17 protein-coding genes are annotated in these 19973 nt (G+C 45.8%); 4 read left to right on the top strand and 13 right to left on the bottom strand.

All coding sequences use genetic code 11. The features are described from left to right. Window positions 1-158 precede the first annotated feature (158 nt). The 3 genes from ESB13_RS14800 to ESB13_RS14790 all read right to left on the bottom strand — a co-directional run bounded on the left by ESB13_RS14800 (window position 159) and on the right by ESB13_RS14790 (window position 2210). A complete protein-coding gene (locus ESB13_RS14800) occupies window positions 159-956 on the bottom strand; it encodes an undecaprenyl-diphosphate phosphatase (RefSeq protein WP_129004417.1) in 798 nt (265 codons plus the stop codon). Between the two features lie 89 nt (window positions 957-1045). Continuing rightward, window positions 1046-1297: a DUF3098 domain-containing protein gene (locus tag ESB13_RS14795; RefSeq protein WP_129004416.1), complete on the bottom strand. Its 252-nt coding sequence runs from the start codon at window positions 1295-1297 to the stop codon at window positions 1046-1048. Between the two features lie 37 nt (window positions 1298-1334). Next, a complete protein-coding gene (locus tag ESB13_RS14790) occupies window positions 1335-2210 on the bottom strand; it encodes a cell division protein FtsX (protein WP_129004415.1) in 876 nt (291 codons plus the stop codon). A gap of 140 nt (window positions 2211-2350) precedes the next feature. Between ESB13_RS14790 and leuS the strand changes: the two genes are divergently transcribed. Then, on the top strand, window positions 2351-5131 hold the full coding sequence (gene leuS / locus ESB13_RS14785) for a leucine--tRNA ligase (protein ID WP_129004414.1): 2781 nt from the start codon (window positions 2351-2353) through the stop codon (window positions 5129-5131). A gap of 164 nt (window positions 5132-5295) precedes the next feature. Here the strand turns inward: leuS and ESB13_RS14780 are convergent, their stop codons facing one another. After that, window positions 5296-6195, bottom strand: a complete 900-nt coding sequence (locus ESB13_RS14780) for an alpha/beta fold hydrolase (RefSeq protein WP_129004413.1) — start codon at window positions 6193-6195, stop codon at window positions 5296-5298. A gap of 205 nt (window positions 6196-6400) precedes the next feature. Between ESB13_RS14780 and ESB13_RS14775 the strand changes: the two genes are divergently transcribed. Continuing rightward, a complete protein-coding gene (locus ESB13_RS14775) occupies window positions 6401-7153 on the top strand; it encodes a metallophosphoesterase (RefSeq protein ID WP_129004412.1) in 753 nt (250 codons plus the stop codon). 5 nt (window positions 7154-7158) lie between these two features. Here the strand turns inward: ESB13_RS14775 and ESB13_RS14770 are convergent, their stop codons facing one another. Then, window positions 7159-7674 (bottom strand): DinB family protein, encoded by a 516-nt coding sequence (locus ESB13_RS14770; protein ID WP_129004411.1) that lies wholly within the window; start codon window positions 7672-7674, stop codon window positions 7159-7161. A 118-nt stretch (window positions 7675-7792) separates the two neighbouring features. Between ESB13_RS14770 and ESB13_RS14765 the strand changes: the two genes are divergently transcribed. After that, entirely contained in the window at window positions 7793-8491 is a 699-nt protein-coding gene (locus ESB13_RS14765; RefSeq protein ID WP_181955307.1) for a zinc metallopeptidase, read from the top strand. Here the strand turns inward: ESB13_RS14765 and ESB13_RS14760 are convergent. The 5 genes from ESB13_RS14760 to ESB13_RS14740 form a co-directional block, all read right to left on the bottom strand. Further along, entirely contained in the window at window positions 8488-8790 is a 303-nt protein-coding gene (locus ESB13_RS14760) for a hypothetical protein (protein WP_129004410.1), read from the bottom strand. The genes ESB13_RS14765 and ESB13_RS14760 overlap by 4 nt on opposite strands. A 352-nt stretch (window positions 8791-9142) precedes the next feature. Further along, on the bottom strand, window positions 9143-9898 hold the full coding sequence (locus ESB13_RS14755) for a glycoside hydrolase family 11 protein (RefSeq protein WP_129004409.1): 756 nt from the start codon (window positions 9896-9898) through the stop codon (window positions 9143-9145). Between the two features lie 629 nt (window positions 9899-10527). After that, the gene (locus ESB13_RS14750) at window positions 10528-10830 is read right to left on the bottom strand and encodes a polyhydroxyalkanoic acid system family protein (RefSeq protein ID WP_129004408.1); all 303 of its coding nucleotides are present in this window, start codon (window positions 10828-10830) and stop codon (window positions 10528-10530) included. Between the two features lie 215 nt (window positions 10831-11045). Continuing rightward, window positions 11046-12095 (bottom strand): LLM class flavin-dependent oxidoreductase, encoded by a 1050-nt coding sequence (locus ESB13_RS14745; protein ID WP_129004407.1) that lies wholly within the window; start codon window positions 12093-12095, stop codon window positions 11046-11048. Window positions 12096-12101: 6 nt separating this feature from the next. Next, entirely contained in the window at window positions 12102-15311 is a 3210-nt protein-coding gene (locus ESB13_RS14740; protein ID WP_129004406.1) for a S41 family peptidase, read from the bottom strand. 208 nt (window positions 15312-15519) lie between these two features. Between ESB13_RS14740 and ESB13_RS14735 the strand changes: the two genes are divergently transcribed. Continuing rightward, a complete protein-coding gene (locus ESB13_RS14735; RefSeq protein ID WP_129004405.1) occupies window positions 15520-15930 on the top strand; it encodes a hypothetical protein in 411 nt (136 codons plus the stop codon). Window positions 15931-16047: 117 nt separating this feature from the next. On the opposite strand, the gene ESB13_RS14730 is transcribed toward ESB13_RS14735, so the two are convergent. The 3 genes from ESB13_RS14730 to ESB13_RS14720 all read right to left on the bottom strand — a co-directional run bounded on the left by ESB13_RS14730 (window position 16048) and on the right by ESB13_RS14720 (window position 19893). After that, window positions 16048-17460, bottom strand: coding sequence for a bifunctional UDP-3-O-[3-hydroxymyristoyl] N-acetylglucosamine deacetylase/3-hydroxyacyl-ACP dehydratase (locus ESB13_RS14730; RefSeq protein ID WP_129004404.1), 1413 nt, complete (start codon window positions 17458-17460; stop codon window positions 16048-16050). A gap of 71 nt (window positions 17461-17531) precedes the next feature. Next, the gene (lpxD, locus tag ESB13_RS14725; protein WP_129004403.1) at window positions 17532-18584 is read right to left on the bottom strand and encodes a UDP-3-O-(3-hydroxymyristoyl)glucosamine N-acyltransferase; all 1053 of its coding nucleotides are present in this window, start codon (window positions 18582-18584) and stop codon (window positions 17532-17534) included. Window positions 18585-18669: 85 nt separating this feature from the next. After that, window positions 18670-19893 carry an HD domain-containing protein gene (locus tag ESB13_RS14720; RefSeq protein WP_129004402.1) on the bottom strand — a complete coding sequence of 408 codons (1224 nt, stop codon included), beginning with the start codon at window positions 19891-19893 and terminating at the stop codon, window positions 18670-18672. Between the last annotated feature and the right edge of the window lie 80 nt (window positions 19894-19973).

The raw sequence follows: 19973 nt of genomic DNA, 5'->3' as shown, positions 1-19973 counted from the left end.
GGCCCTAAAATAATATTATAGCCTGATAAAAAAGAATAAACCGCAGCTTACATCCTGCAGGTCAGCCGCACTTACCGTGGCAGGTGAACTATTACATGATAAAGGCTCCCGAAGCGTTTTGCCTGAGGAGCCTTGATCATTATCCGGTGAAACGGATTTTATTTCAGGTAACCTTGTGATATAAGGAATATCAGTATAACACCCACTATAATACGATACCAGCCAAACAGCTTAAAGCCATAACGCTGTACATAACTGATAAAGAATTTGATCGCCAGCAGCGCCACAACAAACGCTACTACATTGCCCAGCGCCAGCATGGCCAGATTATGACTGTCTTTTAATATCTCAGGTGTTTCCTTAAATGCTTTCAGTAGTTTATAACCCGTAGCAGCAGCCATGGTAGGCACCGCCAGGAAGAACGAAAACTCCGCCGCCAGGCCGCGCGATAACTTTTGCTGCATACCACCGATAATACTGGCAGCACTGCGGCTTACACCGGGCATCATGGCCAGGCACTGCCAGATCCCAATGATAAAGCCCTTTTTAAATGTAATGTCTTCTTCTTTTTCTATATGGTGCGCAGTAAACAGCTTGTCGATGAACAATAATACAACACCGCCCACCAACAACGAAAGCGCTACAGTCATCGGGCTCTCCAGTAACTCGTCTATCTTGTCCGAAAACAAAGCGCCCAACACCAGTGCAGGTATAACCGCTACCAGCAGCTTAAGGTAAAACCTCCACCTGTTTAGTGGGAAAAACTTCTTCCAGTAAAGGATAACAACCGAAACAATAGCGCCCAACTGAATGGCTACTTCAAACAGCTTGGTAAAATCATCCGAGGCAATGCCCATCAGCGAACTGGTAATGATCATATGCCCTGTCGATGAAATGGGCAGAAATTCGGTAATACCTTCTACAATAGCAATGATAACGGCTTCTAAAGGAGTCATAAGAACGTACAGATGCTTGGATTAGGAATGAAGAACAAAAAAAAGCGATGGCTTAACCAACCATCGCTTATAAAAAATATAACTATTTATCAGGCTTGCTGCTGCTTTGGTTTCTTGAAGATCGCGTAGATCTCTACCAGCAGCCCCAGTACTATCACGATAGGAGCTATAGTGATACGGGTTGTACTGTACACCACTTTATAATCAAATTCATTAGGGTCATTTTTACCGCCCGACATTAATAACATGCCCAGCGCCACTATTACCCCACCCACAAGCATCAAAACATAATTCTCTTTAGTGAATAAAACAGAACTGTTTTTGGGTTTATTTTCAGACATAATTCTTCTTTTGTTGCCGCAAAATAGCAAAAAACGATTAATACAGGTCGTCGAGTTTCATTTTTAGGTATTTCATCACACTGCGGTGCGTGCTGTATAACGAAATGCCTACGCCCACCAGTATCATGCCGCCAAACAAAATGATCGTCAGCTGCGTGTTGCGGATGGCTTTTAACTGCGGAAACTGGCTCTCAGCCCACTGCATCATACTAAATAATATCACAATCGCTATAACCGCGCTGATGAGCCCGTTTAAAACCGCCCGCAAACCCATCGGACGGGCAATAAACCCACGCGTAGCTCCCACCATCTGCATGGTCTTTATCAGGAAACGGTTGCTGAACATCGCCAGGCGGATCGTATTATCTATACTTACAATCACAATAACACAAAGCACAATGGCTACCACCAGGAAAATAAGCCCCAGCTTATTCGCCCGCTCATTCAGGTTGGTTACCAGCGTCTGCGGATATTGTAACTCCGTGATCTGGTTGCCATAAGCAGCCATCAGGCTCGCAGAGATCTTTTTTAAACTGTCCGGGTTAACATAATCGGCACGGGTATAAAAATCGATGCTTTCCGGTAAAGGGTTGTAATCCAGGAACTTAGACCAGTCTTCGTTGTTTTCCTTGTTCCATAGTTCCTTGGCGGTTTCCTTATTCACATACTTTACATCCTTCGCGTAAGGCTGCGCCGATATGAATTGCTGTATCTGCGCGATCGAATCCTTATTCAGGGTCCGCAGGTAAGCGCTTAAACGGATATCTTCTTTAAAGGCATTACTGGCCTGCCTGAAATTCAGGAAAAACCATCCCATAATACCCATAATAAGCAGTACCAGGGCTACACCAATGATGCTCATGATGTAACTGGGCTTGCTGCGTTTCGCTGATGCTTTACCAAATTGAGCCATGCTGCTGTTTTATACTATGTTAGTAACCCGCAAATTTAGGGCATTTACCCCCTTAAAAACTTAACTTTGCGGCCTGAAACATCATAAAATACCAACAACCATTCCTATTTTAAGTTTTTAAAAACCGAGTTACCTCTTTTATGGAATACAATTTCAGGCAGATTGAAAAAAACTGGCAGGAACAATGGAATCAGTCAGGCGCATATAAGGTGCAGAACATTAGCCCCAAACCTAAATATTATGTGCTCGACATGTTCCCCTACCCAAGCGGAGCAGGCTTGCACGTAGGGCACCCCCTGGGTTACATCTCCAGCGATATCTTCGCCCGGTTCAAACGCCTCAAAGGGTTCAATGTCCTCCACCCAATGGGATACGATGCTTTCGGTCTGCCTGCTGAACAATATGCGATCGAAAATGGCGTTCACCCGGCCGTTTCCACCAATAGCAATATCGCCAACTTCCGCCGCCAGCTCGATAATATCGGGTTTTGTTTCGACTGGAGCCGCGAAATCCGCACCTCCGACCCGGGTTACTATAAATGGACGCAATGGATCTTCCTCCAACTCTTCAACAGCTTCTTCGATCGTAATCAGCAGAAGGCTATACCCATTACAGAGCTCGTAACAGCTTTCGAAAAAGAAGGTAATAAAAAACACCCCATCCCCAACAGCCAGTTCGAGGTGCCAGGATGTTTCCACGGTAGCTTTAACGCGGCCGAATGGACAGCTTTTGATGAATTTACACAACAAAGCATCCTAATGGAATACCGCCTCGCCTTCTGTGGTTATGGCGAAGTGAACTGGTGCGAAGCCCTCGGTACCGTACTCGCAAACGACGAAGTGGTCAATGGCGTAAGCGAAAGGGGAGGACACCCCGTAGTGAAAAAGAAACTCCGCCAATGGTACCTCCGTATCACTGAATATGCCGACCGCCTCCTCGAAGGACTCGACCGCATCGAATTCAGCGACGCTATGAAAGAAATGCAAACCAACTGGATTGGTAAAAGCTATGGCGCTGAAATCGACTTCCAGGTAAAAAGCCAACTGAACAAGGTAAATACGCTGAAGGTCTACACTACCCGCCCCGATACCATCTTCGGTGTCGATTTTATGGTGGTGGCGCCCGAACTCGAATGGGTAGAAGACCTGAAATCCGATGCCCAGGCCGCCGAAGTAGATGCCTATATCGCATATGTAAAAAGCAGGAGCGACAGGGAAAGACAAGCTGAGAAAAAGATCTCAGGCTGCTTTACCGGCGCTTACGCGATCAACCCCTTTAACGGCAGGGAAATTCCTGTCTGGATCTCCGAATATGTACTCGCAGGCTATGGCACCGGCGCTATCATGGCTGTGCCCTGTGGCGATGAAAGGGATTTCAAATTTGCACAGCACTTCAATATTCCCATCACCAATATCATTGGCGATGCATTTAACGGCACCGAAGCCAACGCTACCAAAGAGGTACAGCTGAGCAACAGCGGCTTTCTCGATGGCACGGTTATGCGCGATGCCATGAACCTCGTTCTTACCAGGCTCGAAGAAATGGGTATCGGCAAACGTAAGGTCAACTATCGTATGCGCGATGCTGCTTTCAGCCGTCAGCGCTATTGGGGTGAGCCATTCCCCATTCAATGGATCAATGGTATCGCTTATCCGCTGAAAGAATCGGAATTGCCGCTCGAATTACCGCATATAGAGAAATACGGCCCCGGACCCGAAGGTGAAGGCCCATTGGCTAATGTTCCGGAATGGACGGCACGACATCTCGAAACCAACACTATGCCTGGCTACGCCGGCAGCAGCTGGTACTTCCTGCGTTATATGGACCCGCATAACAACCAGGCTTTCTGCGACCGCAAGGTAAGCGATTACTGGGGCCAGGTTGATCTCTATATCGGTGGTACCGAACACGCCGTAGGTCACCTGCTCTATAGCCGTATGTGGACGAAAGTATTATACGACCTCGGCTTCATTGGCTTCGATGAACCTTATAAAAAACTGGTGAACCAGGGTATGATCCAGGGTAGCAGCCGGTTTGTATACCGCATAAGAGGCACTCATCAATATGTATCCGCAGGTCTTATCGATCAGTACGAAGTAGACAAGCTCCATGTCGACGTAAACATTGTCGACGGCGTAGAACTCGATACCGAAGCCTTCACAAAATGGAAACCCGAGTTTGCAAATGCCACCTTCATACTCGAAAACGGCAAATACATCTGTGCTACAGAAGTAGAAAAAATGTCAAAGTCCAAATTCAACACAGTCAATCCCGATGACCTGGTGGAGAAATATGGCGCCGACACTTTCCGGATGTATGAAATGTTCCTCGGTCCCGTTGAACAAAGCAAGCCCTGGGATACAAAAGGTATCGAAGGCGTACACCGCTTCCTCCGTAAGTTATGGCGTTTGTTCTACGATGAAGTAAAAGGTAAACTGTGGAACAACAGTAAAGCAACCGATGCCGAGCTGAAAGTATTACATAAAACGATTCGCAAGATTGAAGAAGATACCGAACGCTTTTCATTCAATACCGCAGTAAGCGCATTCATGGTATGCGTGAACGAACTCAGCGATCTTAAATGTAACAAACAGGAGATCCTGGAAGCGTTGCTCATCCTGCTTACTCCTTATGCACCCCATATCTGCGAACAGTTATGGCACGATCTGGGCCATACTACCAGCATCCTGGATGCATCCTATCCCGTATTCGAAGAAAAATACGTAAAGGAATCAGCAAAAGAATACCCCATCAGCATTAACGGAAAAGTGCGTACCAGTCTGTCCATCGATCTCAGTGCCACGCAACCCGAAGTGGAACAGATCGTCCTCGCAAATGAAGTCGTGCAGAAATGGGTGGAAGGAAAAGAGGTGAGAAAATTCATCTATGTTCCAAATAAAATGATCAACGTAGTAGTATAATTAGTTTCCCGATAGAAACCTGGTAAATAAAAAAAGTGGTTGGCTCATAAATAAAAATAGCCGCTGAGAATCGCTTAAATGGGTACCCGGCTCCATCAGAATACGCATAAAAAGAGGGTGTATCGAACTTTACCCTCTTTTTATGCGCCTGCAATGCTGCATCTTTAAAACCTGCTATCCTCAAACGCCCCAACAGGTTGCAACGGACCTTCACCCTCGGCTTCTCTGCCATTAATAAACTTCAGTAGATCTTTATTGAGTGTTTCCTTATGTGTGTAAAACAAACCATGAGGCGCGCCGTCATAAATAACATATTGCGCATGCGGAAGCAGGGTAGCAGTTCTGTCCCCACTTACTTCAATAGGAACGGTTTTGTCAGCCGTACCGTGTATGATAAGCGTAGGAACAGTGATTGTTTTAAGATCGTCACGGAAATCCGTGCTTGAAAAAGCGATCGCACATTGCTGTGTGGCAATAGGAGAGGCGAATGCTGCTATGTCGCGGTAATAATCCAGTAACGGTGTGCTTACCGGGTGATGAAGCAGGTTAATGCCAAAGAACTTCTTGCCAAAGTCGTCCAGGAAACCAATGCGGTCTTGTTTTAAACCTGCCATTATTTCCTCAAATACACTTTTATCCACCCCTTCAGGGTTATCAGTTGTTTTAAGCATATAAGGCGTTACCGAACTGATAAATACAATACGCGATACTCTTTCTCCGCCATAGCGGCTCATATACCTGGCTACCTCGCCGCCACCCATGGAAAAGCCTACCAGTATTACATCTTCAAGCTGTAACGTTTGAAGCAGTGCATGCAGGTCTTCAGCCATCGTATCATAATTATAACCGGAAGCAGGACGTGACGATTTCCCGAATCCCCTCCGGTCATAACTGATACATCTTATCCCCTGCTGTACCAGCTCCGTTACCTGGTATTCCCACATATCACCCGATAAAGGCCAGCCATGTACAAATACCACAGGCTGGCCCGTACCCAGGTCCTCATAATGAAGATGTATCGTGTCCGTTTCTGATCCTCCATTATTGATTTTGATAAAGCTCATACAAGATGTTTTGATGTTGATGATACATGTTTGCTACATAACAGGCTAATAAAAGCATACCATGCCGGTGCCGCCTATGCAGCCAACGGCTGCCATCCCGTATATTGGGGCAGCTGCTAGCCTGTTTGGGGAATAAGCTGCCACGCAAAAGGGGTAACTGGTATTAATTTTTGTTTTAAATTGTATGGAAGTAAAGTTTTAATAAGTGCGAACTTTTGTAATGGGAGATATACACGGCGCATACGGAGCATTGCTGCAATGCCTGCAACGGGCCCGTTTTAACTACGAAGAGGATACGCTTATTCAACTTGGCGACGTAACAGACAGAAACGACCAGGTATTTGAATGCGTTGAAGAACTGCTGAAAATAAGAAAGCTTATACAGCTTAAAGGAAATCATGACGATTGGTTCATCCAGTTCCTGCGCACCGGCAAACATCCCATGAATTGGAAAGGAGGAGCCATGAGCACCGTCTTTTCTTACCTGAAACATGCAGGTAAAGAAGCCTGGGTAACACAGGATCTCAATGGTTATGTAACTAACTTTTATGAGCACGACGTACCTGCTACCCACCGTGCGTTCTACGAAAACATGCGCTCTTATTATATCGATGAAATCGGAAACTGTTTTGTTCATGCCGGCTTCGATCGTACCGTCTCTTTTATGCAGCAACAGCCCGAAGAATATTACTGGAACCGTACACTATGGACCCAGGCCCTGTCTTTCGAAGCAACAAAACGCGGTAAACAAGATGAGATCAGTTTTAAAATGGTAGAACATTTTAACGACATATTCATCGGGCATACCAATTTACTGAACTGGGATACCGATCAGCCCATGCGCGCAGCCAATATCTGGAATATCGATACCGGCGCAGGACAGGGCGCAAGACTCACTATCATGAACGTTCACAGTTATGAATACTGGCAGTCCGATCCTGTCGATAAATACCTGTAACGCAGCTATAATAAACGTTGCAGCCTTATAGTTACAAGCAACTGCCCCAGGTGCCGTTGCGAATGCTCTGCTGCATGAAAAAGAATTCCCAGTACATTCGAAGGCAACTGCTTCCGGCCTATGCCTCTGGGAGACAAAAGCTCCGTTTCAGGAGTATTTTTTAACAATTCCAGGAACAGGTCAGTTTGACGGTAAAACCGGTCGGCAAGCTGCTGCGCTGTGCAGGACGGGAAAGGAGCTTTGCCTTCCTGTTGCAGTTCTAACATTTGCTGCTCCGAAAGCAGGTTCCCCTGCGCATAAGTGCCTAATCTGTCCAGCACACCGGTCATATGTTGTAAATGAAAACCTGCCGAAGCAACACCGCCGGTTTGCTCCCATAACCTGGTATTGTCATAATCTTCAATTAGTTGCGCCAGTTCTGCTTTTACCTGTAAAACAGCATGGGCTGCAGGTTGTAACAGGCCCGTTATGCCAGGTATCGGACCGCGCATCCACACTTCAGGAGCTTGCTGTTGTTGCATGTTTTCCGGTTTGATCGCTGTAAAGTTAACAAACAAACAACCGCTTCATGAAGACCTGTCAGTCCGGAACCATTTGGCAGGTGCTTTGTTGTATTGTCTGCACCTAAAATCAACAACTATGGGTTTAATAGGATATTACATTATTGCAGGCGTCATGTTTATCATAGGCATGATTGTTAGCAATAGGTTAAAAAGCAAGTTTACAGAGTATAGCAAGCTGGGCCTCGCCAACGGACTTAGCGGAAAAGAGATCGCTGAAAAAATGCTGCGCGATAACGGCATTTACGATGTTCAGGTGATCTCTACGCCCGGCTTTTTGAGCGATCACTACAATCCACAGAACAAGACGGTGAATCTTAGCCCTGATGTGTATGAAGGCAGGAGTATTTCTGCAGCGGCAGTTGCAGCCCACGAATGCGGACATGCCGTACAGCACGCTACTGCATATAGTATGTTGAAATTCAGGAGTGCAATAGTGCCCCTGGTAAATATCAGCAGCCAGCTATCGCAGTGGGTGATCCTGGCGGGCCTGGGTTTGCTGGCAGGTCGCGAAAACCCAACCATCCTGCTGGTAGGCATCATCCTGTTTTCCATCACTACCATTTTCACTATCATTACATTGCCGGTAGAATATGATGCGAGTAACCGTGCGCTGAAATGGCTTGAATCTACCCATACGACTACGCATGCTGAACATGATAAGGCGGCTGATGCGTTGAAATGGGCTGCCCGTACCTATGTTGTAGCAGCGATAAGTTCTATAGCAACTTTATTGTATTATATTCTTTTGTTTATGAATTCGCGGGATAGGGATTAGCGGGTTTTATTTTTTATTGATTTTTTTAATAGTTGCTCGTAGGCAGGCGCTTCCTGTTTTTCTGTACGATCAGTGATTTTTAGTCCGGCTTTTTCAAATTCCCGCACTAATCTTTTATCGAAATCTTTGATATATAGTGCAAACGACAAAGAATCTTTTACATCCGGAATTGTTTTAAAAGGCGGCAGGGAATCTTTAAACCTGTATAAAGTGGCTTTAGTACTGTCATTCCCTTCCAGAATTACGGAGTCGCCGTAGTCTGTAATCTTGGCCGAATAAGGATGGGTAAGGTATTTCAAAGAATCATTTTCTATTTTATAAGGAAGTTGGAACCGGCCAACTTTCTGATTATAAAAAACAATGTATGACGAATCGATGTCAAATTCGCTATACCCATTCTCCATTGAAAATCTGTGCCATTGCCCAATCAGGTTTTTTTTATTTCCTTCGGTGCCTTTAAGATTTGGCGATTTGCATGCCGGAAAAGCTAAAATGAAAAATGCAAGGAAACAAGGTATTGATCTCGTCATAACTGATTTTTTAAATAAAATAAAGCGGCCTTCCTATCCGGATCTGTGATTGTAAAAACCACAGTAAATACTGCCTGGTTTCATGTCAGGCAGTATTTACCTGTCATTAATCGGGCTATTATTATTGCGCCCAAATAGTACAGTTAATATTGCCATTCGTATTGGTGCCCCAGGTTTCTGACACCATAATAGCCGGAATATTCAACTGACCGAGCGTATATCCGAAACTGCTCCATTTGTTGTAGTGGTTGGCAAAAGTAATGACGCGATTTTGTCCGGTAGTCACTTTGTTGACCCTGGAACTGTAAATCTGTCTGAAGCCATCGCCACCATCTATATTTTTACCTGTTACCCAACGGGTCCATACGTTATATCCTGCCCCATCGCTTTCAAATGTACCTAAATAAGTGCCGGTATGAGGTGATACTGCACCCCATGTTTCATTCACATAATACTCATAATAAGGGTTTCTGCTCCATCCGTACCAGCCAAAAGTACCACCGCCGGAGTTGGAATAAACGCCGAGATTATATCCTATTTTATAGGAGGAGGAACCTACGGAATAGCCTTTGCCGCACGTAAAATTGCCGTTGAACCCGTTCCAGCTCACGCTGTAATTTCCGTCAGATCCATTTGAGTAATTCACAGTACCTGTGGCTCCATCACTTTTCCAAAGTGACCAAAAAAAGCCGTTATTAGTGCCCGATTGGTAGTATTGAACTTCATTGGAAAGGTGTTGAAGCTCCAATGCCTCTGATTGGGGCGCTGTTTCTTTTTTACAGCCTGTTAAAATGGTGGCGGCTGCAATTACAACAATTGCAGCAGTGCGCAAAGCAACCATCCTGGATGCTTTCGTTAGTGAGTTTCGTTTTTTCATATATATATTTTTTTAGTAAGAGAGACAAAAAAAACATATAAAAAAATGGAACAAAGGTAATAATCAATAAATTTATTAAAAGAATGTTTAATCCTTACCCGGGTACTTTCAACTTTTCATTAATTAGCAACGATAGGCATTACAAACACACATCAGTATTTCACCTGTCAGTATTCGGATATAGTATTTTCCCATTTACCTGTCTGGTGACACGGCAGGTGTAAAAAATATGTTTATGAAAAAAATAAAGTATTCGCGTGCCTTTCTATTCCGAATTAACGAAAGTGGATATTGATGAGCCTGGCTGCCCGTTTTGAGCACAATGGAACATTTGATATTTAAAGGGAACCTTATGTTGCTATTATGATAGCATTGTTAATTAAGAAAGTTATAAACTATTTATTTTTAAATAATATAAATATTAATTCGGGCTGATCCTTTTAGGATTTATGAGTTGATACTATTGTAAGCCGGCTATTTTATCCACGGGGTAGAGGAAGATAAGAACAGTTTGGGTAAATCTTTTTAAGCCGGGTTGTACATTTTTATTCAAAAAAGACAAGTCCCGCGACTGAAACCGCGGGACTTGTTTTGACTTTTAATAGTTGTGGCCTTTTCAGGATGTTGTTTTACGCCAGCAATTTTTTAGCGCGTTCCGTGATCATGGAAGCGATGGTGCTTTTGAAAAAAGTAACGGCGAAGGGGAGGTCGGCTTCTATGGCCACATCGTTGCTGTTGGCAGTGATGGTGCCGGAGAGTTCAAAGCCTTTGGCGTTGATAGTAAATGCCCCCTTGTTACCCTGCCAGTCTTCCTTTACATCCGAAAAATTCCCTTTCTGCTCTTCTTTCAGATCTGTAATTAACTTCTTGATACGCGTAAGCGCCTCTTCCTGCGTAAGGTTATGAGGAATATTCAACGATAGATTTGACATATAACTTTTTTAGAATGCCCAAGATTACACATTTTTCCCTTCCGGCGAACATAAAAAAGCCCCTAATGTAGAAACAATGGGGCGTTGCTAACCTATGAAAAACACCAAGTTAAATCGAAGTTGTAGTAACGCTTTCGCGTCGATCGCAAGATAAGGAACTTTGTTAAATAATGTAAAAGAATTTGTAATGTATACCCTACGGTAAGTATTCTCGTTTAAACATTAAAACTTTTCCTCTCATTTAACGCCTTGCGAACTGCAGGCGCAACCTGTGTCCCAAATAGTTCAATGCACTTTAATACCTGCTTATGAGGTATATAGCCTGTTACAAACTGAGCCAGGAATCGTGTATTGCCAAACAACTCATGCATATAAAGTATCTTCTCTACCGTTTGCTGCACATCACCTACTACCAATGGACCACTTTCACGCAGGTATTCAAACTGCGGCCGGCTTAAAGGCGACCAGCCCCGTTCCTTACCCACCCGGTTCATCAGAACCTCGTATGAGGGATAAAATTCATCAGCAGCCTGCTGCGATGCTTCCGCCACGTAAAACTGCGGACAGATCGCCAGCTGCAGCTTATCTATATCATGACCGGCATCGCGTGCCGACTTGCGATAGAGTTCTACAAACGGTACAAATTGCTCCGGAGTGCCTCCCAGTAGGGCAATGGTAAGCGGTAAATTCAGTTTGCCGGCCCGCGCCGCCGAAGCAGGTGTGCCGCCTGCTCCCAGCCATATGGGAAGCGAAGCCTGGTAGGGCCTTGGATATACACCCTGGTTATGAACAGGAGGACGGAACTGCCCCCGCCAGCTGATAACCTCTTTCTCGTTTAATGCCATCAGCATCCCCAGCTTCTCAGTGAACAGCGCATCATAATCCTTTAAATCGTAGCCGAACAGCGGAAACGACTCTATAAAGGAACCCCGCCCTGCCATAATTTCAGCCCTGCCGCCCGACAACAGGTCAATAGTGGCAAACTGCTGAAATACACGTACCGGATCGGCGGAACTTAATACCGTAACCGCAGTCGATAACTTGATCCGTTTTGTCACCGCCGCTGCCGCACCCAGTATCACCTCCGGTGCCGAAATAATGAAATCAGGCCTGTGATGCTCGCCCAACGCATACACATCCAGCCCAACCTCATCCGCCAGCTTTATCTCTTCCAGTAACTCCTGCATCCGCTGTTGCGCATTTCGCGCATTCCCGGCGGTGCCATCGGGCTGAACTTCCCCAAATGAGCTGATTCCCAATTCCATATATCTCTACTTTATTGTTTTCAACATCTCCTTTACCGCCGTTTCCAGTTGCTCGTCCTTGCCTGCAAGAAAAGCTTCGTAAGTCAGCGGTACGCTTATATCCGGCTCTACCTGGAGGTTCTCCGTAGGCCTGTTTTCCTTGCCAATGGTGGCGATCATAGGTATCCCAAATACAAGCGTGGGATCTATCTGCGTCTCCCACCATACCGCAGTTCCTGTACCCGGAACAGGCATGCCTATCAGCTTTCCAATGCCATTTTGCTTATAGATATAAGGAAAGATAAAAGCATCGCTGTAATTGCCCTCACTCATAAGTACACAGCTTGGCTTATGCCAGCGGCGCATGGGCTCACCACCCTTTGCTAAATTGCTCTGTGGTGCAAATTGCAGGTACACCTTTCCGCTTAAAAATGTGTTCAAATCATCATGCAGCCAGCCGCCTCCGTTGAAACGGGTGTCTACTATCAATGCCTCCTTATCCATGTTGCGGCCAAGCACCTTGTCCATAACCTCACGGAAACTGCCGTCATTCATACCCTGCACATGCACATAACCAACCTTACCGCCACTTAACTTATTCGTCATCTCTGTCATACGACGCACCCAGCGGGTGTATAATAAACCATTTTCTTCGGCAATGGTGATGGGTTTTACCCTTTCTTCCCAACGCGCTTTCGTAGAAGCACGGTAAAGCGATAACAATGTATTCTTTCCAGCCTTCCGGTTCAGTAACATCGCCCAGTCAATAGCGGCACCAACATTTTCTCCATCTATCTTTTCAATGATGTCGCCGGCCGCTATTTTAACGCCCGACTTATCCAAAGGACCACCCGCAATTACTTCGGCAACTTTTAACCCCTCACCGGTATAGGTCTCATCATATAATAAACCCAGTGACGCAGTTACATCAGCGCCTTGCTGCGAAGCGCTGTAACGCCCGCCGGTATGTGAAGCATTCAGCTCGCCGAGTAATTCACTCAGCAGCTCCTGGAAATCGTAGTTATTGCTGATATGAGGCAGGAACTTGGCATACGTATCATGATAAAGCTTCCAGTCTACACCGTGTAACTTGGGATCATAAAACTTCTTCTGCGACTGGCGCCAGGCATGTTCAAAAATATAATTGCGCTCTTCGGCAGCATTCAATACCATCTCCCCGTTAATGGCTATAGGCGTTACCTTGCCACTCTCCGCATCTACTTTTACAAGACCACCGTTATTGCTTACAAACAGGCTCTTCCCGTCTTTGCTGATCTCTATGCCACTGCCCGAACTGCCCAGCTTCGCCAGTATCTTCGTTTCACGGGTCCTTGGCTCTGTTACCCACAGGTCATACCCCTTCTCAAAAGATGATAAATAGAATAACTTGCTGGCATCGCTGTTTAATACATAATCACTGAGCGATGAACTGTTGATCGTCAGACGGAGTTGCCTGTTGTCAAGATTCTCCAGGTCCAGTACCAGCGGCTCTTTCTTATCGCCCTTCTTCGCTGTATCTTCTTTTTTCTCCTTCTCCTGTAACAGCGAATATTCGTCTTTACTGAGCTTAAAACGGTCATACTGGTTCTGATCAAAGAACACACCATAAACATCTACTTCACGGCTGCCTTGGTTGGCAACAGATTTACGGCCTTCACGGTCACTTATCCAGGTCATTAGCTTGCCATTCAATGCCCACTTGGCGCCGCCTTCACCAAAGCCGCTGCTCACAGGGTAGATCGATGGTTGCGAACCATCGGCACGCACCAGCGCAGTATTGTTGATGAACGCCTGGCCACGCTGATCTTCTATAAGAAGCCATTTGCTGTCAGGACTCCACTGGAAATCCCAGTCGCCATCACTGTACGAATAGTTATGCCCTGCAGGTAACAAAGTCCTTGTCTTCCCGCTCTCAAGAGTATAAACCTTCAGCAGGTTACGGTCTTCAATATAAGCGATCTCTTTGCCGTCAGGTGAATAACGTGGTTGGAATGATTCTCCATTGGTATGTATCAGCAGCTTCTCCTGTAATACAGTAGAGGCATAAAAATAAGGCTCATCCTTGCGCGTCAGGGAAGTCTGGTAAATATCCCAGCTATTGCCGCGCTCAGCAGCATATACCAGGCTGCGTCCGTCAGGATTCCATTGAACCATACGCTCCTGCTGGGGAGTGTTGGTGATCCGTTTGGTCTGGCCGCCTTCAACACTGGTTACAAACAGCTCCCCACGTGTAATGAAAGCGATCTCCTTGCCATTCGGACTTAAAACAAACTCCGTAATGCCACCGCTTACAGGTACATTTTTCGTTACCCCGCTGCGACCGTCATTGTATATCACGATCTCAACTTTCTTCGCACTGCCGCCATTGGCATCAAGTGTATAAATATCTCCATCCTGGCTGAAACAAAGCGTGTTGTTGGCCGATCTGCTTAAATGCCTTACAGGATTTTCTTTAAAACGGGTGAGCTGCTGCTCCGCTATACGTGCAGTAACAGGAGCCTTGTAAATATTCTGAGTACCATCTTTTTCACTGAGGTAATAAATGTATTGGTCATCCGCGCTGAACAAAGGTTCACGGTCTTCACCCTCAAAACCAGAAATTTTGCGATAGGTATTGCCTGCAACATCCATTATCCATATATCCCTTGTAACAGAAGAGGTATGGTGTTTACGCCAGGGATCTTCATATCCCTTCCTGTCCTGGAATACCAGCTGCGTGCCCTTGCTGTTATAATGCGCATTTTCCATACCGGCAGCGCTTACAAGAACAGAACGCCCGCCGGTTACAGGTACCTGGTAAAGGTTTTGAAATAAACGCGGACTGCTGAAACGAACGCTGGTTGCAGGTGCAGGCCTGCCACTGCCATATATTACATATTTATTGTCCACACTAAAATCATAAGGATAGTCGGCGGCACTGTTATAAGTAACGCGTACCGGCGTTCCGCCCGTCGCAGGCATCACAAATACATCAAAATTGCCATAACGGTCGCTGGCAAAAGCAATATACTTTCCGTCACGGCTCCATACAGGCATCATATCATGCGCTTCATGAAGCGTAAGCGGCACAGCGGCTCCGCCACCCGCATCAACACGATACAGATCGCCTTTATAGCCAAATACAATGGTTTTCCCGTCAGGGGAAATGGCCGGATAACGTAGCCATTTTGGTGTTGTTTGCGCAGTTGCTGTTATTACCGATAACAGCAGCGCCAATAGTGGTAGACTTTTTCTCATGGTAGCTAAGTTAAAATAAGCTTTGCATACTAATAACTGCTTTTACGTAAAAGGTCGTATGAGCTGGGTAAAAGAACATCTAAGAAGGGTACTCGTATAGAAGCTCAGAATTAAACTTTAGTTGTGATTTCGGTAATGATCCCTTAACCTGCCCTCCTCAATTTTGCATCGTTATCAGGCCAATAGGCCTTAAAAGAAAAAAAATTATATGAAACAGTTAGTGTTCTCCGTAATGTTGCTCCTTGGTATCACCACCACCGTCCTCGCCGGCACTCCTAACGAAAAGACAGAAAACGCCGCTAAAGCCGAAAAAGCAGGTAAACTCGAAAAAGGAATCGCATTCACTGCACAGGTAACGCAGGATAGCGACGACGCTTTCGTATTACGCGTAACCAATCCCGAAAAAAAGAGACTTAGTATCTGGATCACGCATTCATGGTCCGGTATTGTAGCCGATACAACGATCAGGGATGCAAATTATGGCTGCCGCTATTCCCTCGACCGCGCCGAAGACGGCAAGTATGTGATCGTCATATCTTCCGGTAAAGACCGTATCGTAAAAGAAATAGAGATCAACACCGTTACCACCATCAGCCGTGAAGTAAAGGTGAAAGAATAAAAGACAAAAGAAAGCAACCAACCAACCTTGAAAAAAGAAAAAGAGGTTGTAATAGCGTTACAACCTCTTTTCTGTTTATGAGTACACATCTTTTTTAAAGGCGTACCTAATGCTATTCTAAGACCCGGCTCTCTTCACCACCTGTGCCACCAGGTCGGCTTCAGTAGCAACCTTGCCGCCAACATACACCGTACCATGCATTTCACAAATGCCACGGCGGATAGGAGCAGCCAGCTCCATCTTCAGGATCATTGTATCACCCGGCCTTACCATTTGTTTGAACTTACAGTTGTCTATCTTCAGGAAGTAAGTATCATATTTACCCTCAGGCATAGCGTTGATACAAAGAATACCGCCGGTTTGCGCCAGGGCCTCTATTTGTAATACACCGGGCATGACAGGGTTATTGGGGAAATGCCCCTGGAAGAACCATTCATTGAAAGTAACGTTCTTGATACCCACAATATGTTTATCGCTCAGCTCAATGATCTTGTCAACCAGCAGGAATGGAAAACGGTGAGGTAATGTCTTTTCAATATGTTCCAGGGTATATACAGGAGCAATTGAAGCATCATAAACAGGTACATCTTTCACATGTTTGTTCTTTTTGATGTACTGTTTGATCTTTTTCGCAAAAGCCACGTTCGTGCTATGGCCGGGCCTGTTGGCAATGATCCTCGATTTAATAGGATAACCAATAAGCGCCAGGTCACCCACAACGTCAAGCAGCTTATGACGGGCAGGTTCATTGGGGAAACGCAATTCCAGGTTGTTGAGGTAACCTTCATTCTTAACCTCTATCTTGTCCCGGTTGAAAGCTTTGGCCAAACGGCCCATTTCTTCCGGTTTTACAGGTTTGTCAACAATAACGATAGCGTTGTTGATGTCACCACCTTTGATCAGGTTGTTCTCCAGCAGCATTTCCAGCTCATGTAAAAAACTGAAAGTACGGCAGGGCGCTATATCCTGAACAAAACTCCGCATGCTTTTCAGTTGCGCATATTGCGTGCCCAGAACAGGACTGTTGAAATCAATAAGAGTAGTGATCTGGTAGTCTAAGGCAGGCATAGCTACCATCTCAACACGCTTTTCCTCATCGTAGTGGTAAATGTTCTCGTCAATGCTGTACCAGGCTTTGGCTGCTTCCTGCTCCAGTATGCCGGTTTCTGTAATTAACGCTACGAAAGGCTGCGAACTGCCGTCCATAATAGGGATTTCAGGACCGTTTAATTCAATCAGCACGTTGTCAACACCAGTGCCTACCAGGGCAGCCAGCAGGTGTTCCACAGTACTTACACGGGCATCACCTACCTGTAAAGTAGTACCACGGCTGGTATCGGTTACCAGATCGCAGTCAGCCTTGATAACAGGCTGGTTAGGCAGGTCAATACGTTGAAACTGAATGCCAAAACCCGGATGTGCAGGTTTTAGCGTCATATCCACCATAACCCCGGTATGTAAACCGGTACCGCTAATGCTTACCGCTGCTTTCAGCGTATGTTGTTTGTCTGGGTTAAAATTTACGTCCATGAATATCTATAATGGTTAGAGCCATAAAAGCGGCAAAAATAAGGGTTACAACCAAAAGGGCGCATTTTCATTTATATATTCACCCTTTCCTCTATTAATTGCTGTACCAGCTTTTCCAGCTCGGCAATCCTTTTCTCCATGTCAGGTAAATTACGCGTCATGGCCTGGCTCCGCAAAGAACTCGTATAATCAAACGCAGGCGTACCCGTTACCGCCGTATTCTTCGTTTTAATAGACTTTGTAACACCGCTCTGCGCGTTGATCCGGCTGCCGTCGGCTATCTGTAAATGACCTACAATACCAGCCTGGCCGCCTATCTGTACATGACTGCCTATCTTGGTACTGCCGCTTACACCAGCCTGCGCCGCAATAACAGTGTTTTTCCCTATCTCCGCATTATGCGCTATCTGAATCAGGTTGTCCAGCTTGGCGCCCGTGCGTATCATCGTTGAACCTATCGTAGCCCTGTCAATGGTCGTATTGGCGCCTATCTCTACATAATCCTCTATCACAACATTACCTATCTGCGGTACCTTCTGGTAAGTACCGTCGGCCTGGGGCGCAAAACCAAACCCGTCACTGCCAATAACAGTACCGGCATGTATCGTAACATTCGCTCCTACTTTACAGTCGTGATATATCTTAACACCCGCATGTATGATGGTATTATCCCCTACCTGCACGTTATTACCCAGGAATACCCCAGGAAATATCTTGACATTATTGCCAATCTTCACGTTCTCGCTCACATAGGCAAACGCACCCAGGAACACATTTTCACCCATACTGGCTGTCAACGCTACATAACTCGGCTCCTGTATGCCGCTTAACTGTTGCGTCATGATCTCCTGGTACTTATGCAATAAGCTGGCAAAAGCCGTATAAGCGTCTGCTACGCGTATCAATGTCGACTGTACCGGCTGACGCAGCTCCAGCGTATTATTCACGATCACTACCGATGCACAAGTGCTGTACAGGTAATCCTCATATTTCGGATTCGCTAAAAAAGCAAGCTGCCCCTTCTGCGCCTCCTCGATCTTACCGAACGACCCTACGGTTACTGACCCATCTCCTTCTACACTGCCATTGATTAACATGGCAACTTGTGCAGCACTAAATTGCATAATAGATAGTTTATACACCCCGGAAACTTTAACAATTATCCGGCGCGATTTGAATTAAATGAACGGGCAACGCCATAACTTATTGCTACTTCGTACCCGCCATCGTACAAAAATAGAATTTTTTAACAGGGGTAGAAAGTGTTTGATGGATGAGCGGGTTGTCAACCTGCGAAATTTGCCTCACTTTCCCGTCTTTAAAGGCTATGTTAATATGCTCGTTCCCTAGTTTATAGGTGGTATTGGTGGCCTCCCCGGAGAACACAAAATACCCCGATTCCGCCTCCGTGATGCCCAGATCCACCGCAACGCGCTTCCTTTCTCTCAGTATTAGCTCCTCCGGTACCATCTCCGCCTGTATATGACATTTTAACAATTTGCGGTTTAACAGGTGGGTACTTAGCAGGCGAAGCACCTTGTCACTATGACTGCTCCACTTCTTCACCGCAAACATCACATCATTATCATCTATCCGGCAAAACGCTTCCATGGAAAAGACACCTTGCGCTGCCGTTTCGTTGCTTAGAAAATCATCCAGCGGACCATAGGTACGCAAACTTTCTGCCATTACAGGATATAGCTCCCTTACCCGCTCCAGAATTTTAACAAGCATTTTTTCGCCCGCCAGCACCGTTTTATGCAGGTACACCTGCCAGTACATCTGCCTGCGCGCTATTAAAAACTTCTCTACACTGTAAATCCCCTTCTCCTCAACCATCAGTTCATCATCCTGTACCACCAGCATCTTTAATATCCGGTCATAACCAATAACCCCTTCACTCACACCGGTAAAAAAACTATCCCGCGTCAGGTAGTCCATCCGGTCCATATCCAACTGCCCGCTGATAAGCTGGTGCAGGAATGGTTTCGGATACTCATTTGTAAACATCTGAATAGCAAGTGTTAACCTGCCACCAAGGTCCTCATTCATCATGTTCATGATCCCCAGGCTCAACTCCTCATGATGTACATTCTGTACCAGCTGGTGCTCCAGCGCATGCGAAAAAGGCCCGTGCCCAACATCATGCAGCAATATCGCAGCCTTTACAGCTATTTCCTCTTCTTCCGTTATCACTGTACCCTTGGCCCTTAACTCCGTCACCGCCTGCCCCATCAGGTGATAGGCCCCCAGCGAATGATGCAAACGCGTATGTACCGCCCCCGGATACACCAGCTGCGCCATGGCCATCTGGTTAATACGCCGTAAACGCTGGTAACACGGATGCGCGATAATATCAAATATTAAAGGATGATTGATCGTTATAAAGCCGTAAACCGGGTCATTGATAATTTTCCGCTTGATAGATGGCATGTTTTTAGCACTTGATTCGCGCCTGCAAGATAGGCCAAGAATTTATGCCGAATGTTGTATTTTGAACAGGAAAACAATCT

It is taken from the genome of Filimonas effusa, from assembly GCF_004118675.1.
Taxonomy (GTDB): domain Bacteria; phylum Bacteroidota; class Bacteroidia; order Chitinophagales; family Chitinophagaceae; genus Filimonas; species Filimonas effusa.
The sequence above is the reverse complement of the archived record's forward strand: the minus strand, read 5'-3'. Positions and strand labels throughout refer to the sequence as shown.

What these genes read in the sequence shown, in the direction of transcription:
- ESB13_RS14750 (WP_129004408.1), bottom strand. Translation starts at nt 10,830, where the DNA reads ATGTCAAATCTATCGTTGAATATTCCTCATAACCTTACGCAGGAAGAG.
- ESB13_RS14720 (WP_129004402.1), bottom strand. Translation starts at nt 19,893, where the DNA reads ATGCCATCTATCAAGCGGAAAATTATCAATGACCCGGTTTACGGCTTT.
- ESB13_RS14765 (WP_181955307.1), top strand. Translation starts at nt 7,793, where the DNA reads ATGGGTTTAATAGGATATTACATTATTGCAGGCGTCATGTTTATCATA.
- ESB13_RS14745 (WP_129004407.1), bottom strand. Translation starts at nt 12,095, where the DNA reads ATGGAATTGGGAATCAGCTCATTTGGGGAAGTTCAGCCCGATGGCACC.
- lpxD (WP_129004403.1), bottom strand. Translation starts at nt 18,584, where the DNA reads ATGCAATTTAGTGCTGCACAAGTTGCCATGTTAATCAATGGCAGTGTA.
- leuS (WP_129004414.1), top strand. Translation starts at nt 2,351, where the DNA reads ATGGAATACAATTTCAGGCAGATTGAAAAAAACTGGCAGGAACAATGG.
- ESB13_RS14730 (WP_129004404.1), bottom strand. Translation starts at nt 17,460, where the DNA reads ATGGACGTAAATTTTAACCCAGACAAACAACATACGCTGAAAGCAGCG.
- ESB13_RS14795 (WP_129004416.1), bottom strand. Translation starts at nt 1,297, where the DNA reads ATGTCTGAAAATAAACCCAAAAACAGTTCTGTTTTATTCACTAAAGAG.
- ESB13_RS14735 (WP_129004405.1), top strand. Translation starts at nt 15,520, where the DNA reads ATGAAACAGTTAGTGTTCTCCGTAATGTTGCTCCTTGGTATCACCACC.
- ESB13_RS14740 (WP_129004406.1), bottom strand. Translation starts at nt 15,311, where the DNA reads ATGAGAAAAAGTCTACCACTATTGGCGCTGCTGTTATCGGTAATAACA.
- ESB13_RS14790 (WP_129004415.1), bottom strand. Translation starts at nt 2,210, where the DNA reads ATGGCTCAATTTGGTAAAGCATCAGCGAAACGCAGCAAGCCCAGTTAC.
- ESB13_RS14770 (WP_129004411.1), bottom strand. Translation starts at nt 7,674, where the DNA reads ATGCAACAACAGCAAGCTCCTGAAGTGTGGATGCGCGGTCCGATACCT.
- ESB13_RS14800 (WP_129004417.1), bottom strand. Translation starts at nt 956, where the DNA reads ATGACTCCTTTAGAAGCCGTTATCATTGCTATTGTAGAAGGTATTACC.
- ESB13_RS14780 (WP_129004413.1), bottom strand. Translation starts at nt 6,195, where the DNA reads ATGAGCTTTATCAAAATCAATAATGGAGGATCAGAAACGGACACGATA.
- ESB13_RS14755 (WP_129004409.1), bottom strand. Translation starts at nt 9,898, where the DNA reads ATGAAAAAACGAAACTCACTAACGAAAGCATCCAGGATGGTTGCTTTG.